Raw genomic sequence first — 15,845 nt, forward strand, 5'->3', positions numbered from 1 at the left:
ATGACCTGCACCCACACATGATCAACACAGACCAGTGATCCCCTGCGGAGGCGCGCCGAGTTACGAGACATCGCTTACTGGTCTTTCCTCCGAGCTGCGCTCGGCGTGTCGGACCAGTTACATCGAGCGTAAGACAGTCCCACACCTGACGTCGGGGATGTTCACGTGCCGGCCCGGCCCGCTGCGCCAGCGCCTCGACGCCGAGGCTCTGTCAGCCGGATTCAGCGCGGGCGGAGGACAGCGGGAGCTCGGCTTGCACGGTGGTGCCCGCGCCAGGGGCGCTCTGTACCGAGAGCCGGCCGCCGAGCGCCTCCGCGCGGTCCCTCAGACCGACGAGGCCGGTTCCGCCGGAGAGGTCGGCACTACCGCGGCCATCGTCGCGCACCCAGACCTGCAGCAAGTCACCATCGTGGGCGGTGTTGACCTCGACGTGTACGACGGAGGCATGCGCGTGCTTAGCCGTGTTGGTCAACGCCTCGGCCACCAGATAGTAGACGGCGATCTCGATCTGATCGGGCAGCCGCCGGTCGACCGCCACGTCGAGCTCGACCGGGACTGGTGAGCGCCGGGCCAGCGTCTTGAGCGCCGGGCGCAGGCCGCCGTCGGCGAGGATCGCCGGATGGATGCCGCGGGCGAACTCGCGCAGCTCGTCCAGTGCGATGGTTGCTTGGGCTGCCAGGTCGGCGAGCTGCGCCTGCAAATTGGTGGCGTCGGGGGGCGCTGCTGCCTGCGCGGCGCGGGCTTGCAGGGTGAGGGCGACCAGTCGTTGTTGGGCGCCGTCGTGCAGGTCGCGTTCGATGCGGCGGCGGGTCTGGTCGGCGGTGGTGACGATGCGGGCGCGGGAGGTGGTGAGCTCGGCGTAGAGCTGGGTGTTGTCCAGGGAGACGGCCAGTTGACCTGCGATGAGTATGACCGCGTCGAGTCGTTCGGCGGTGAACGCGGCGCGGATGAGCCGGTTCTCCAGCAGCAGCACCGCGCGCAACCTGCCCCGGCTGAGGATCGGCACGGCCAGCAGCGAGCAGCAGTCCAGGTCGGCGAAGTAGGGGTCACGGGCGAAGCGGTCGTCGCCGGTGGCGTCGGGGACCACCAGCGGTTCGCCGGTGCGTTGCACGTAGCGCAGCACCGACAGCGGCACCGCATGGTCCTCGGCGGTGCCCGTGATCTGGGAGGCCTTGGTGTCGGGTGTGGGGAGCAGCCAGTCGTTGCGCTCGGTGTTCCACAGCAGCAGGTGCACGCCGGTGGCGCCGGTCATCTCGCTCAGTACCTCGACGACGCGGGCGTGCAGGCGGTCGATGGTGGTCTCGGAGCTCAAGGCTTGTGAGGCGGACAGGATGCCCAGCAGGTCGAGTGTGCCGGTGGTGACGGTGCCGTGGTGATGCAGCAGATCAGCGGGCTGGTCACCGTCCTGCCCGGCTGCCGCGTCGGCGTGTGGCCGAAGGGTGGGGTAGGCCCAGTCGAGTTGGTCGACTTTGGCGCTCGCGCCCCAGGCGACATAGTGCTGGCGGGCCTGGGCGAGCAGGTCGCGGCCGGCGTGTTCGAGGCCGCGGGCCAGGTAGAAGCGGGCGGCGTGTTCGGTGATCAGGGCTCGGTGCCAGGGCCGTGCGCGGTCGGCGACCTCGTGGCGGGCGGCGTCGAAGGCCAGCTCGGCGGCCCGGAGATCACCCACGGCCCATGCCCGCTCGGCCTCCAGCAACCGCAGCAGATGCAGAAAGTTGGCCGGCGTGTCCGCACCGCGCGCGGCCAGCCACCGCGTCACCTCGTCCAGACCCCACAGCAGGCTGCCGCGCTCGGCACCGTCCGTTCCGCGGGCCTGCCCAGCAAGAGCCAACCCGCGCAGCAGTCGGGCCACGGCGGACGAGTACTGGCCGAGGACGGCCGGCATCAGCGGCGTCGCCGCTGCGGTGTGCCGCGTGAGGGCAGCCGGATCGCCGAAGATGGCGGCGGCGATCGCCCGGTTGAGATGCGCGTGGAGAAGCGCGAGCGGGTTGTTGGCGTATCTGTCGGTGGGATCCGCCGCACCGATAGCGTCCGAGCCTGCGCCGCGCAGCACACCGGCCAGCCACCGGTAGCCGTCGAGTGCCTGGCCGATCTGTTCGTTGCCGATACGGCGGAGGAAGGTAACGCCCGCCTCCACCTGGTCGACGAGGTGGTCGAGGGTTGGCGCGCAGTCCAGCAGGTAGTACACGCTCAGGAGATGGGTGTAGCCGCCCTGGGCCAGGTCGCCCCCCGCGATGAGTCCTTGGCGGGCGCGCAGAGCGGCGTGGACACCGTTCTCGATGGGCTCGAACCAGCAGCTGATGACTGCGAACATGAAGCGTGCTTGCGAGGTCTCGGGCTCGTAGCCGCGGGCCTCGCCCAACGCCAGGAGCCGCCGTACTGACCGGTATCCGGCGGTGCTGTCGCCGCGCTGTGCTACGGCGTGGAAGGAGGCGAAGCAGGCGGGGTTGATCAGGGTACGTCCGGGTCCGTGCTCGATCCAGATCCGCAGCGTTTCCAGGCTCAGCCAGGCCTGCAAGGCGTGGTCGGCGACGAAGTAGCCGGCCGGCAGGATCGCGTCGATCAGGCGGGTCGCGGCGAGCAGCGTCGGGTCGGTGATCTCGGGGCGGGTGGAATCACCGGCGGCGTCGGTGTCCAGCCACTGGTACAGATACTCGAACTGGTGGTCGAGCTCCTGACCGAGCCGGTCCGCCGCCGGAACGGCGATGCCGCACTCGTACAGCGACTCCAGGCCCAAAGCGATGGCTTCCGTGAAGCGTTTGCGGTGGGTCAGGCTGCGCATTTGTAGGGCCGTCGCGTCGGCCCGTTGGATCGTGTTGGGACACAGCTGTTCGAGGGTGCGGTACTCCTCGTCTGCCTCCTCGAGGCGCCCTAGGCTGTACAGGGCGGCGTGGCGGCCGGTGTGCACCGCGATCAGCGTCGCGGTGTCTCCCCGCTCGATCAGCGGTAACGCGGCGACCAGCAGCGCATTCACCCGGAAGTATTCGCCGATCAACGCCGCTTGGTCGGCGGCGCGGCGCAGCAGCCCCACCACCAGGTGGCGCTCCGCCGTATCGGTGACGGCGTCGATCACCGTCAGGTACTGCTCGGCTGCGACCGCGTACAGCTCCGGCACCTCGGCCAGCTGCCGGGCCATTGCCAGCTGCAGTGCGCGTCGCCGCTGCGGATCCAGCCCATCCAGGATGACCTCGCGGGTCCGGTCGTGGCGGAACCGCATGGTCTCGCGCAGCCCGGGCTCGACCACCAGGACACCTTCGTCGAGCGCGGCTGCCAGGTGCTGGTCCACCACGCCCGCCTGTGCGGCGGTGGCGGTCTGCAGCAGGCTTGCCTCGACCCGCCCGCCCAGGCACGCCATCGCCTCGACCATCGCCCGGGACGGCGCCGGCATGGTCGCGACCCGCGCCGCCAGCAGCCCAGGCACCTCGGACTGGCCCAGACGAGCCCGCGCGGCAGCGTCGTCCCACTGCCACCCGGCGCCCGTCATGGCCAGAACGCCCTCGCGGCGCAGCGCGTTGAGCAGCTCCACCGTCTCGTGCGGGTTGCCGGACGTGTGCTCGTTGATCACCTCTGCCAGGCCTGCCACCGCGGCCCGGTCCACGTGCAGCATCTCCGCCACCATGGTGACCAGACTGGGTGCGGACAGGTTCTCCAGCTGCAGGAGCCGCACCCCGGCCTTGTCGCGAGATCGCGACAGCAGGGCCGCCAGCGGATGCGTCGCGTCCACCTCGACGTCGCGATAGGCGCCCACCAGCAGCAGGCCCTCGACTGGTTCCTCGGACAGCACGAGATCGACGAAGCCGAGCGGGGTGCGCCCGCCCCACTGCAGATCATCGAGAAACACCAGCACCGGCCGTTTCCGCGACGCCACCGCCCGCAGCACCTGCACAGCGCCTCGCTGCGTCCGCGCCTGCGCGGTCAGCGGATCCCCCGCATCGGGGGCCACCTCCAGCAGCGCGGCGAACTCCGGCACGACCGCGGCCAGCAGACCCGCGTTCGGGCCGAGCGCTTCGATGACTTGTTCGCGGACCTCGGCCAGCTTGTCCTCCGGCTCGGCCAGCAAGAGCCGACCCAACGCGCAAAAAGCCTGGAAACCCGCGTTGAACTCCAGATCCTGTCGGTACTGGTCAAACTTGCCGGCCACGAACCAGCCGTCCCCGCCGGTTACCACCGGCCGCAGCTGATCGACCAGCGCCGTCTTGCCCACCCCCGGCGCGCCGCCGACCAGCACCCCCCGGCAGCGGCCCGTCAGCGTCTCCTTGAATGCTGCCTCCAGCGCGGCCAGCTCGGCATCGCGCCCCACCAGCCGCGACGGCGGCAGCAACCGCAGCGGAACATCGTGCTCGCCGATACGGACCCGAGCCGCTGCCGGACGTGCCTGCGTGTCGCGCACCTGTTCCAGGTCGTAAACCAGGCCCTCCGCGGTTTGGTAGCGGTGGTCGGGTTCCTTCTCCAGCAGTCGCATGACGATCTCGGACAATGAGGTGGGCAGGGCCGAGTTCACCTCCGCCGGCGCCACCGGCACCCGCGCCAGGTGATCGTGCGTGAGGCGCAGAGGGTCGCCGGAACCGAACGGAGGATCGCCCGTCGCCAGCTCGTACACGCTCGCACCCAGGGCGTAAAGATCGGCCCGTTGGTCCACCGACAGGCCGGTGCGCCCGGTCTGCTCGGGGGCGAGGTAGGCGAGCGTTCCGACGATCTCGGTGTGGTGGGTGAACTCGGGGCGGATCTCGGCGAACGAGGTCGCCAACGCGAAGTCCACCAGGCACGGGGCACCGGCGCTGGAGATGACGATGTTGGCCGGGGTGATATCCCGGTGCAGTATTCCGCGGCGGTGCATTCCCGCCACCGCCCGAGCCAGCTTGCTCGCCAGCGGGATCAGCTCGTCGACGGCCAGTGGCTTGGCCAGCCCGGCCAGGGTCGTCTCACCGGCATCAGCCAGCACGATTGAGTCCGGGTACCGCGGCGCTTCGTGCAACTGCGCCAACCCTGGAACCCCGCGCAGCCGCTCCAGGATTCCCATCTCGTGCCGCAGTCGCCGCTGCGCGTCTGGCCCTAGCGGCTCCTTGCGGACAACGGCGGCGCCCTGCGGGAGGGACAGCCGAGTCACCCGCGTGCGCGCGCTCTCGTGCAGCAGTACCTCGGCCCGAGCGGGCGGATCCCGGCCCGACAGGGGCCCATCCGTCCCCATCCGACACCTCCATACCCGGTCGGACGCACCAACGACCGTGCCTACGCTCGACCGCCTGCTCGCGCAAGTACCTGGTCGTCAGCGTTCGCAGGACGCCCGAGCTTCGAAGCCAAGGCCGGCGTCCCACGTGGAGCTCTCGAGGGGGCGTTGACTGTATTGACCAACACGCTCGAGGACCCCGACGGCCTCCCTGCGCTCCTGTCCGACGCGATCGCCACGGTGTCTCGCCAGCTGACCTCGAACCCCAGGTCGCCCTTCGTCGACAGTGTTGCTGCTCCGAAGTGGGGGAGTGGCTGGAGCTGGCAATCCTCGGCGAAAGCACCGCCGCCATTGGATTCCGTGATGGTCGGACCGAGCGACTGACGGACGACCGTATAGGCAACATTGCTGTCGCCCCGCGCATCCGCTATCGCGACCGTCTTCGTCAGGGGCATGAGTTACGACGCGCACGCCGTGACCTGCTGTGCCAGATCCAGCACGCAGAACGCCAAGCCCGGAACACGACAAGCGCCTACTGGATCGCAGGGGCCGACCAGAACGCCGAACCCCCACGCCTTCCTCTGGCGCTACCCCCGGACCGAACTTGCCCTGGTGCGTCCTGACGACGGACGAAGCCCAGCGCGGGTTCGAATACCACCGTATCCACTGGGCTTCGCAGGTTTCGAAACCCGGCATGACGCGCTCTAATTTGATCCGCATTGGCTGGGGAATCTCGGTTATCTCGAGTTCCGGTGGCCGAGTACCGCGGCCCAACCACGGTCCAGGTAACCCGGCATCGGGTGCGAGTGCCGGCCGCGCAGGAACCGGGCGGCCCGGTCATATGCCCGCTGGTGGTGTAACTCCTGGCCGTTCGGCGTGCCTGAGCGCGTGGGAGGGCCATCGCGTGACGCTGCAGGAACCCGCCAAGGAAGTCGTTGAGAGGTGCCACTCGACGGCCCTGGACCAATCTGTCCTGCTCGACGTCTTGGATGCGCTCAAGGCCGCTGATGTCGGAGTGAACCGCCCCGGCTCGGGTGGAGGCTCTGAAGCTGGGAAGGATCAGAGCTATGGCGGCGCCGAGGAAGTACCCGCTGGAGTTGATGGAGCGCGGGGTGCGGATGGTGTTGGAGCTGCGTGTGCAGGATCCGGAGGACCGCGGTGTGTTGTCGCGGGTGGCCAAGCAGCTGGGTGTGCATCCGGAGGCGTTGCGGCACTACGTGCGGCAGACAGAGGTCGACGCCGGTTTGCGGACTGGTGTGCCGAGTAGCGAGGCGGCGCGGATCAAGGAGCTGGAGCGTGAGGTCCGTGAGCTGCGCCGGGCCAACGACATCCTCAAGTCCGCAGCGGCTTTCTTCGGGGCGGAGCTCGACCGCCGCGGCAACAGGTGATCGACTATATCGACGCGCACCGTGGCGAGTTCGGGGTCGAGCCGATCCGCCGGGTGCTGGCCGCGGCCGGCGTGCCGATCGTGAATCCGGGTCCGGCTTTCGGAACGGTCCTCGATGACTCCGTTGCGGGCGCGATCGACGGCGTCGGTGGCCGTCGCGATCGCCAGTCTGTGCGTGCTGTTGATCCCGCCGTTGCACAAGGCGGCGTCACTCGCGTGACGGGCAGCCGCCGACGCCGTCCGTCCTCAGTCCCAACGCGTTGATGCTGGTCGTCGACGAGGCAAAGTGGCGCCGCACCCAATGCCCACGACTGAACCGCCCCGGGGTGTCCGGAGACTTTGATGTGCCGCGGGTTCCCTGGAGTCGGTTTACTGGATGATCACGGTCCTCTGGCCCGAGAGGATCGCCAGTTCCGTGCCGAAGAGGTATCCCGCCGAGTTCCGCCGCAAGGTCCTCGACCTGGTTGCTGCGGGCCGTCCCGTCGCTCAGGTCGCCGCTGATCTCGATATCAGGGATCTACGTGTGGCGGCGCCAGGAGCTGATCGATACCGGCCAGCTTCCGGGCACGACCAGCACCGAGAACGCCGAGCTGACCGCGGCGCGCAAACGCATCGCCGAACTCGAGGCCGGAGTGGCCATCCATCGCCGAGCTGCACAGCTGCTCGGCGAGGTGGTGTCCCCAAAAGACGTTACGAGGCGATCGCGGTGATGGCCTCAGAGAAGCTGCCCAAACGCCCAGGCGGCAAGGTCGACCCGGGCACCGTTGCTTGTTCGGTGACGTCATCAACGCCGCTCTGAGTGCTGAGCGAACCGAACCCGAGTACCTGGCCGGCCACTAACCCGCGACGATCGGCAGTGCCACCACGCCCCGGAAGGCGGCTCTAGCCGGGGACCAGTCAAGCTCATCAACGGGGACGGCGAGCCGCCAACCCGAAAGATGGTCAGCGACCGCTCGGACGGTCTGCTCGATCTGCATGCGTGCCAGTGCCGCCCCGAGGCAATGGTGAATGCCGTGCCCGAACGCGAGATGACGCGCGGCGCGCGGTCGGTCGAGGGTTAAGGTATCCGGTTCGTCCCACACGTCCGGGTCGCGGTTGGCCGCCACGATGCTAAGCATGATGAGCTCTCCCTCAGGGATCGTCGTGTGGTCCAGCTCGACAGGAGTGAGCGCTACACGTACCGCGCGCGGGGCGGCCGGGTCGCAACGGAGGAGCTCTTCGACGGCTGCGCTGAGCCGTTCCGAGGTGTGGGCCACTTGGGATGCGAAGTTGGGATGCTCGAGCAGGTTCATCACCGCCAGCGAGATCTGGTGGTACGTGGCGTGGTAGCCACCGAACAGGATGTTCGCGATCATTGCCTGGAGCTCGTCGTACGTCAGTCGGTCACCTGCCTCCTCGACGTGGACGAGTGCTGTGATCAGATCGTCGGCCGGCCGGGCTCGCCGTCCGGCGATGAGCGTGTCCACGTACTCAATAAGCTGGCGCACGGCGACGTGAGCGTTGTCGATCTCGTTGGGTGACATGAAGCCGAACGCCAGTCCGAGATCTTGTACCCATCTCTCGAATATCGGAATGTCCGACCGCGGAACTCCGAGCACGTCGCACGGCGCGGTAATCGAGAGTGGCTGCGCCAAGTCGCTGACGATCTCACTTGCACCTCGCTCTACCATGACCGCGGTGCGTTCGTCGACGAAGGCCTGCATGGTAGGAAGTAATGTTTTGACCGTGCGCGGCGCGAACGCCTTAGACACGAGCCGTCGCAAGCGGTCGTGCCGATCACCCTCATTGTTGAACATGAGATTTCTGAACAACTCGTACAACGGCCCCTCGGTGATTCCCCCATGGGTAAGGATATCGATACCGTAGTTGCGCAGCCGATGGTCGTGCAGCAGTCTACTCACGTCGTCGTAACGCATGAACTGGCGGAATCCCATAGGATCCAATGTGATCGGAGTTGGCCGCAGCGAGATCACTTGACGCAGCAGATCTCGCCCAGTCGCCGGCTCGGTAACGGGAAGAGTGATCGTGTTATCCTTCATGATCGAATAGTAGATCCCGGGCCGGGAAGATCGCAATTAGCGACCGGAAAGAAGGTACAGTATGTCGCGAAAGGTGCAAATTTGCTCGGACTTGCCAACGGCCAGCCCGCAGAACACCGCAAACCCACTCGGATGGTGATCAGGATCAGGCAACCTCCGCTCCCTCCTCGTCGCGGTAGGCCGACCACGAGCACCCGCACCGGCAGCCCACGTCACGAGCTGACCACAAGCGAGACACGTCCTATCAGCGGTCGTTGGCGCCCTCCGGTCGCGGCGACAACACCCTCCATGATCATGCAAGCGACAGGGGCAACGCGTCATACTGCGACTGGTGGCCTGCATGCACTTACCGGGGTTGATCAAAAAGGTAGCCAGGCGATCAGGCGAGTGTTTAGGGGAGGGGGCGACGAGGATTGCCTCCAGCGAGGGGACCTGGCGTCAGGTTTAGTGTCAGATCCGGGGAATGCGGCAACGGTCGGCCGCTTCCCCCGTGACCTCCACGGCCAGTGGCCTGGGGCGGGACGGCTTCGGTCGACGCCACGTGAGCAGCAGTCAGTGTCGGCTGCGGTGATCAAGCGGACATTATTAACGATCTGCGCCCTCTGTCAGCCATGGCCAGCGCTTCGCCGTTTGCGAAGGCCTGTCCAATCCGCTGCCGGGCGGCGTTCGGTCTCAGCTCAGCAGGCCGATGCCGCATCGTTGGCCGGCGGGAGGACCTGCTAGCGGTTTAGGCGTTGTCTATGTATATATGAGGAAGATCCTGGGTAGTCCGATCAGTCGACGCGGGTTCCCATTTATGGTGGTGAACGGGAGGCGGTGACCGTGGCCTCTCGTCCGGCCCCACTTCCGCCAGTTCGGAGGATATGCCCGTAGATGTGCGACTAAAGATTCTGACAGCGCGGCGGCGGTCTAGTCGGTAGCGTCCGTTACATGGCTGAAAATCGCGACAAAGTTCTATGCCGCCCGCACGAATCGCGGACGAAGATCACACTCAAGCACTATGTCGTGATGGTGGGTCGGATGGCGGCTATCACTCGGTCACGCGCTGAGTGGTGATATGACGTGCCCGGTGACTTGATGGTCGAATACCGCACCCAGCGTGCCTCTGACGGCGAACTTATCGACGGCGGGGCGACGGCAGTCTCGATGCTCGGCCAAGAAGATCGAGCTTGCCTTGCCGATGAGGGGCCATGATCGAGACACGCTTGATACCTTCAACACACGCGGTTGCATCGACTGCCGATGCAGAGATGGCGTGTCCGGCAACTTGATTGGGAACTCGGGACTGATTCTCTCGCACTGTGCCCGCCTTTCCAGTCGTAGCGCCTGGCGTGCGGGCGCCAAATATCAACGCGACCAGGGGCGGCGTCCAAATATTGTTCTGAGAGTGAGGGCAGGTCATGCGCGATTTCTTTTATGGTGTGCAGGCATTGATGTGGCGCCGCGGAGATATCGCTCGCATTCACGATACCAGCCCCGCGCAGGCGTCCCTCGGGGGTGGACGCGTCCTGCAATGGACATTGAATCACCTTCCAGACTGCCGCGATTATTCGTCAATCGGCGCAGGTCGCTCGATGGTCGACGTCAACAGGAGGGCAAATGGACGAATCATCCATTGACAAGCTGCTTCGCGATGCGGTGCGCAGCGGCGCGGTACCCAACGTGGCGGCGATCGCGGCCGATGCGGACGGCATCATCTACCGGGGCGCGGCCGGTCCCAAGCAGGCAGACGGCGCCGACTCGGTCGCAGTTGACACACAATTCCGGATTATGTCGATGACCAAGATGGTGACCACCGTAGCTGCTCTACAGTTGGTCGAGCAGGGGAAGATCGACCTGGCGGCACCGGTCGATGAGTACCTCCCCGAGTTCGCTGAGCGCCAGGTCCTGGTCGGTTTCGACGGCGACACCCCCCGGATGCGCCCAGCGGCCAGTCAGGCCACGGTCAAGCACCTGATCACGCACACCTCAGGATTGGGCTATAGCTTTTGGAGCGAGGAGATGTCGCGGTGGGAGCGGGTCACTGGCAACCCGCTGGTGGCTTCCGGTCTCCTGGGCGTGTTCAACGCCCCGCTGCTGGCCGATCCGGGCACTCGCTATATATATGGCATCAACACCGACTGGCTAGGCAGGGTCGTCGAGGTAGTCGGCGGTACGACGCTGGACGTAGCCATCGAGGAAGGCATCACTGGCCCGCTGGGCATGCCCAATACCACATTCTTGCCGAACGACGCTCAGCGTGCTAAAGCTGCCCCGATCCACCTGAAAGGTGAGAATGGCAAGTGGGCTGTGCTCGAGGAACTCAACCAGCCGGAGTGGCGCTCCGGTGGACACGGCCTGTACTCGACACCTACCGACTACATCCGCTTCGAACAGGCCTTGCTGTGCGGCGGCGAGCTGGAGGGCGAGCGGATCCTTTCCTCGGAGACCGTCGAGGCAGCCTTTACCAATCAGATTGGCGACCTGGACTTCCCGGCCGAGCTGCTCAGCGCCGACCCGGCTGTAACTTGCGCGTTCAACGCCGGCCCCGGTCACAAGTGGGGCTACGGGCTGCTGCTGAACAGTCAGGACGTGCCGGGCGCACGCAGAGCCTGGTCCGGGGCCTGGGCGGGGATATGCAACACCTACTTCTGGATCGACCGCACCAGCGGTATATGCGCATCGATCTATAGCAGCTTCCTTCCGTTCGTCTCCCCCGGGGCACTCGAGCTATACGCCAACTTCGAGAACGCGGTCTACGCATGCCGTTCGTGAGTCGTCCTTGGCCACCGCCGCTCGGCTCTGCGCATGCCGCCAATCTCCCTTCTTATGAAATGTTGTGTTTCACCTACCTCGGCAGCGTCCGGATCACAAAGATTGTGACACAGCCGCTGATGCGGACGGGATCGGTGCTTCTGGCTGCCCATCGAACTTGATCATTGGTAGTAGGCGCTCAAGGATCGAGTGACAGGCGCGCAGGTGGCGCTGCTGGATGCATGGCACGACGAACTGCTGCCGCGCAGGGAGCGGAGATCAGCAGATCACAGCTCAATCATGCCCCTGTTCGCCGGGCCGCGAAGCGTCGTGACGCGCCACACGATATTCGGTGCATGCCAGAGCTTACGATGGCGAGGGGTAGAGTCCACCATAGGCCAGATTGCGCGGCCCTGTCATGTCAGGAGAAACAATACGGAGTAGGAGACGTCTCGCCATGGCAGAATTTGATGCGCATCCCTTGTTGATCACTGGAACGGTGGGCGTGTGGGACGTGATATGCCCAGGCGTGCACAAGCGCAAGGCTGCAGAGGAATGCGTTCCGGCAACACACGTGGTCTTCCCTTATCGAGGTGTTTACGTGCACCACGTGGGCCGAACAGAAGCTATCGCAGAAGCGAACCAGACAATCTTCATCAACGAGGACGAGCCCTACCAGATCAGCCATCCCGTTGAAGGTGGAGATGCCAGTTTATCAATCTGGATCAGTGCGGCTACGCTGTTCGAGCTGGCGCCGAAGGAATATCTGCGCACCAACGGGCAGGCGGCGTTTAATCGGTCGCGCTTGCGCATCGATGCGAATGCTCAGACGCTCATGGCGTCACTGCGCCACAGCCTGAACCGCGGTGCGGGCGAGACCCTTGAAGCTGAAAGCCTGACAATCGCGCTGCTGCGTCGTGCGCTTGGCGAGCGCACTCGTCGCGCCACGAACGGCAGCCTCGGTCGCCAGAGGTTGGTGGATCGTGCAAAGTTGGTCCTCGCGTCAGACCTGGGTCGGCGGTGGACGCTGGCAGAAATCGCTGTCGAGGTTGGTGTCTCGCCGGTCTATCTCACCCAGGTGTTCCAACAGTTCGAAGGCATACCGCTCTATCGATATCAACTGCAACTGAGGTTGGCCCGAGCGCTTGACCTGCTCGGGGACCACGACAAACTAGCAGACCTGGCGTTTGAGCTCGGGTTCTCTAGCCATAGCCACTTCAGTGCTGCGTTCAAGCAAGCATACGGCCAGACGCCGTCAGCGTTCCGACGCTCAGCTCGGATTCGTTAACTCTGTCACAGCTAAAGATTCTGACAGCACTGCCGACTTCCCCTGAGTAGCGTGAGATGACGAACTTGGCCTGAAGGGGAGGAGGCACATGATCGAGATCTGGAAAATGGAGCACTACCGTCCAGATGGATCCACGGAATTCTTGGGGGACCTGTGAGCGGCCAGCAATTTACCTTAACTACCCGCAGTATCAAGACTACCTCGGGTCGCATCAGCTACGTCGAAACTGGCTCTGGGCCGGTGGCGTTGTTTGTCCATGGCGTGCTTCTAAACAAGCATCTGTGGCGCTATCACTTAGAGGAGCTGGCCGACGTCCGCCGTTGCATCGCGGTGGACCTCCTCGCTCATGGCGACACCGAGATCGATCCGGGTCGGGACGTCTCCGTCACTACCAATGCTTCCATGCTCAAAGAGGCGCTCGACGCCTTGCAAATCGACAAGGTCGATCTGATTGGCAACGCTGGCGGCGGCGCCATCGCGCAGATCTTTGCAGCCCGCAATCCTCATCGGGTGCGGACCTTGACCCTCACCAACTGTGACACCTATGACAACTGGCCACCTGAGGCATTTAAACCGTTCATGGCCATGGCCGCATCCGGCGAACTGGGCAGTACTTTGAAGGCAATGCTGGCTGACAAGTCGCTCTACCGCTCGCCAGAGGCACTTGGGCCAGCGTACGAACAAGCCGGCACCATCTCGGACGCAGACATCGAGGTCTATCTGCGACCGTTTGTGCGCAATGAACAACGCACGCATGACCTAGAGCGTTTCATCGCAGCGTTCGATAATCGCCACACGGTTGCCGTCGAGCCGCAGCTGCGTCAATTGAACGCCCGAACCTTGATCGTTTGGGGCACAGATGACGTCTATTTCCCCGTGCGATGGGCATACTGGTTGGCCGACACGATTCCGGGAGCGGGTCAGCCGGTTGAGCTGGAAGGCGCAAGAATTTTCTTCCCCGAGGAACGCGCAAAGATGTTCAGCCCGCTCTTGCGCGAGCATTGGTTGGCCACCTAATTTGCGCCGTAAACGTGCATCCGTTAGCCCTTGGCATTGATGCATAAGCTGGCGTCTGATGACCTGCTGGAAGCGGTGGGTGGGAGTGAAGAAAGTGAGTGTAGAGTCCCTGCCTTCGGCGGTCCTGCGGATATGTGCCCAGAGGAGGAGCGTTCTCAGAAATGGTGTGGAGCGAGACCGGTGGTTAGGGCCTATCGGACGCGCTCACCAGCATGCCGCCTGCACCTGCAAGGCCATCACCACCCCATCGCCCCTCGGGGGGTGGACGAGGCCTGCAGCGGGCACGACGAGACAGATGATCATGCTATCGGGCGGTCCCGGGACGGACCCTCTACCAAGGTTCCATCTCGCTTGCGACGGTCATGGTCGCCCGTTGTCGGTGGTGTTGACCGGGGGCAACGTCGACGACACCACCATGTTCGAGCAGGTCCTGGATGGTGTCGAGTTCCGCCGCCGCCGCGGCGGCCCGGTCGCCCGGCGACGCGTCCGGTGCGGGTGCTGGCGGACAAGGGGTACTCCAGCCGTGCCAACCGCGCATACCTGTGACGACGCGGGATCTGGGCGACCATCCCCGAGCGGCATGACCAGCAAGCCCACGGGGCTCGCCACGGGTCTGCTGGCCGAGGACAGCTGCCTGCTGGTTGCCTCGACGCCGGGCAAGCCGTCGAGAGGCATCTGGCACTCGGGTCGGCAACGTGGCCCGGTTGACCTCGTCGTGTCCGTCGGTTTACACCGCTTCGCCTCCACTTCCGCGGCAGGTAAGACAGAGCCGCTTCACTCTCGCATTGAACATATGAAAGATTATGTACATCGATTCAGAGGACGCCTGATCAACAACTCCGCTATACCCGGACCGGTCCGGGCGACCCCGGGCCTCTAGCTGCCACGTCTGCGCCGTCGCAGCTACACAAAGCATCTTGGCGGCGCTCGCCGCCACGGCCATACAGCCGTGACCCGTCCGCGATCGATGATGAAAGCAGCGAACCGCTCATGAAGAACGCGCGTGAACTCTTGCTCGCTTACCTCGACGGCTTCCGCGAGCCGGAGAAGGCCGCCGCCTTGTTCACTAACGACGGTGTCCTCGAACTCCCGTACCTCGAATCCCTCGGCCTGCCGAGCGGAGTGACCGGGCCGGAAGCCATCCGCAGCTTCCTGGAGGATCTGCTGAAGAACGCACCCGATTTCGCTTTCGGAGAGACCGAAATCCTCATCGACACCCCCGACCAGGTGTTCGCCGAGTACAGGGTAGACACCGTCCTAGCGAACGGTCGGCGGTACCAGCAGCTCTACGCCGGCCGACTCGTCGCCTGCGACGGAAAGATCGCCCTGCTGCGTGAATCCCTCGACCTCGTACACGCCGCACGGGCGATGCTTCCCGGCGGCACAGCCGACATCCCCGCCTGACCCCGCCTGACACCGAAAGTGCCTAGGGGTAGCAATCCACTCTGATCCGCCGCCCCTCGGCATGGATTATGGCGATATTATCGGGGATGGATGGATTCTCGCCTGCCGGCGCGAGCACCCGCCGGTGTCGATCGGAGGAAGGGGCGGACACGTGGGGGATCCGCTGCTGTCGAGGCTGCGTGACAAGCAGGTGGGTCGTGCCCGTCTTGGCGTGACTGCGGCAATGGTTGCTTTGTCGTCCGGCCGCGTGAGATGCGCCGGATGTTTGCTCAGCGCTGGTAGCGGGTGTGTGTCACGGTTGAATGCTGGGGCCTTCGGTCACGCGGCTGCCTGCGGCGAGACCCCCTGGGGGCATCCGCAACGGCGTCGCCAGGTGGTGCTCAGGGAACAGGTCGACAACAGTCAGATCGAATTGAGCACGCCGATAGAGCAATACCCGTCACGTGCCCGTGGGTGTGACGTCGACACCTGCACGGTAGCTCTCGAGGCCGTCGGTGTCATGCTGCCCACCGCGTGTCCGAGGGACCTCCTGCGCCGACAGTGGTCTGAGCTACCGCGGCTCGCCAAGCTATAGGCTCGGCGTGGCAACGGTTCTGTGGCCACACTGCATGCCCTTCACTGTAGGTCCGTCCGATCCGCAGTGATCTGGAGCCGTCTCGGTACGCTCAATCCTCGACATTGGCATTCACGGGGCGAATGTCAAGTCTGCGCATGGCTGCAGGAATGCGCGTCGAGCCTAAGCGATGTCTCGTAACTCGGCGCGCCTCCGCAGGGGATCACTGGTCTGTGTTGATCATGTGTGGGTGCAGGTCA

The 15,845-nt window shown here is 65.2% G+C and carries 7 protein-coding genes, 1 pseudogene and 1 other annotated feature; of the genes and pseudogenes, 6 read left to right on the forward strand and 2 right to left on the reverse strand.

Annotated features, from left to right (window positions below; translation table 11 throughout):
* Window positions 1–211: 211 nt before the first annotated feature.
* Window positions 212–5,185 carry an AAA family ATPase gene (locus MMF94_RS43540; protein ID WP_277398971.1) on the reverse strand — a complete coding sequence of 1,658 codons (4,974 nt, stop codon included), beginning with the start codon at window positions 5,183–5,185 and terminating at the stop codon, window positions 212–214.
* A gap of 1,175 nt (window positions 5,186–6,360) precedes the next feature.
* On the opposite strand from MMF94_RS43540, the pseudogene MMF94_RS42535 reads away from it, so the two are divergent.
* Both MMF94_RS42535 and MMF94_RS42545 read left to right on the forward strand, forming a co-directional pair.
* Window positions 6,361–6,620, forward strand: a pseudogene (locus tag MMF94_RS42535) (IS3 family transposase); the annotation flags it as partial.
* Window positions 6,507–6,621: a sequence feature (AL1L pseudoknot), on the forward strand. (Overlaps the previous pseudogene by 114 nt.)
* Window positions 6,622–7,015: 394 nt before the next feature.
* The gene (locus MMF94_RS42545) at window positions 7,016–7,261 is read left to right on the forward strand and encodes a hypothetical protein (RefSeq protein WP_241043194.1); all 246 of its coding nucleotides are present in this window, start codon (window positions 7,016–7,018) and stop codon (window positions 7,259–7,261) included.
* A gap of 126 nt (window positions 7,262–7,387) precedes the next feature.
* Here MMF94_RS42545 and MMF94_RS42550 read toward each other — a convergent pair whose 3' ends face one another.
* Entirely contained in the window at window positions 7,388–8,590 is a 1,203-nt protein-coding gene (locus tag MMF94_RS42550; protein WP_241043195.1) for a cytochrome P450, read from the reverse strand.
* A gap of 1,599 nt (window positions 8,591–10,189) precedes the next feature.
* Between MMF94_RS42550 and MMF94_RS42555 the strand changes: the two genes are divergently transcribed.
* From MMF94_RS42555 to MMF94_RS42575, 4 genes are all read left to right on the forward strand, one after another.
* Window positions 10,190–11,344, forward strand: coding sequence for a serine hydrolase domain-containing protein (locus MMF94_RS42555; protein WP_241043196.1), 1,155 nt, complete (start codon window positions 10,190–10,192; stop codon window positions 11,342–11,344).
* 436 nt (window positions 11,345–11,780) lie between these two features.
* A complete protein-coding gene (locus MMF94_RS42560) occupies window positions 11,781–12,611 on the forward strand; it encodes a helix-turn-helix transcriptional regulator (RefSeq protein ID WP_241043197.1) in 831 nt (276 codons plus the stop codon).
* A 153-nt stretch (window positions 12,612–12,764) separates the two neighbouring features.
* A complete protein-coding gene (locus MMF94_RS42565; protein ID WP_241043198.1) occupies window positions 12,765–13,628 on the forward strand; it encodes an alpha/beta fold hydrolase in 864 nt (287 codons plus the stop codon).
* Window positions 13,629–14,618: 990 nt separating this feature from the next.
* Complete coding sequence (locus tag MMF94_RS42575) at window positions 14,619–15,032, forward strand: nuclear transport factor 2 family protein (RefSeq protein WP_241043199.1); 414 nt, start codon at window positions 14,619–14,621, stop codon at window positions 15,030–15,032.
* The last annotated feature ends 813 nt before the right edge of the window (window positions 15,033–15,845 follow it).

The organism is Pseudonocardia alaniniphila (assembly GCF_022524485.1).
GTDB classification, from domain to species: domain Bacteria; phylum Actinomycetota; class Actinomycetes; order Mycobacteriales; family Pseudonocardiaceae; genus Pseudonocardia; species Pseudonocardia alaniniphila.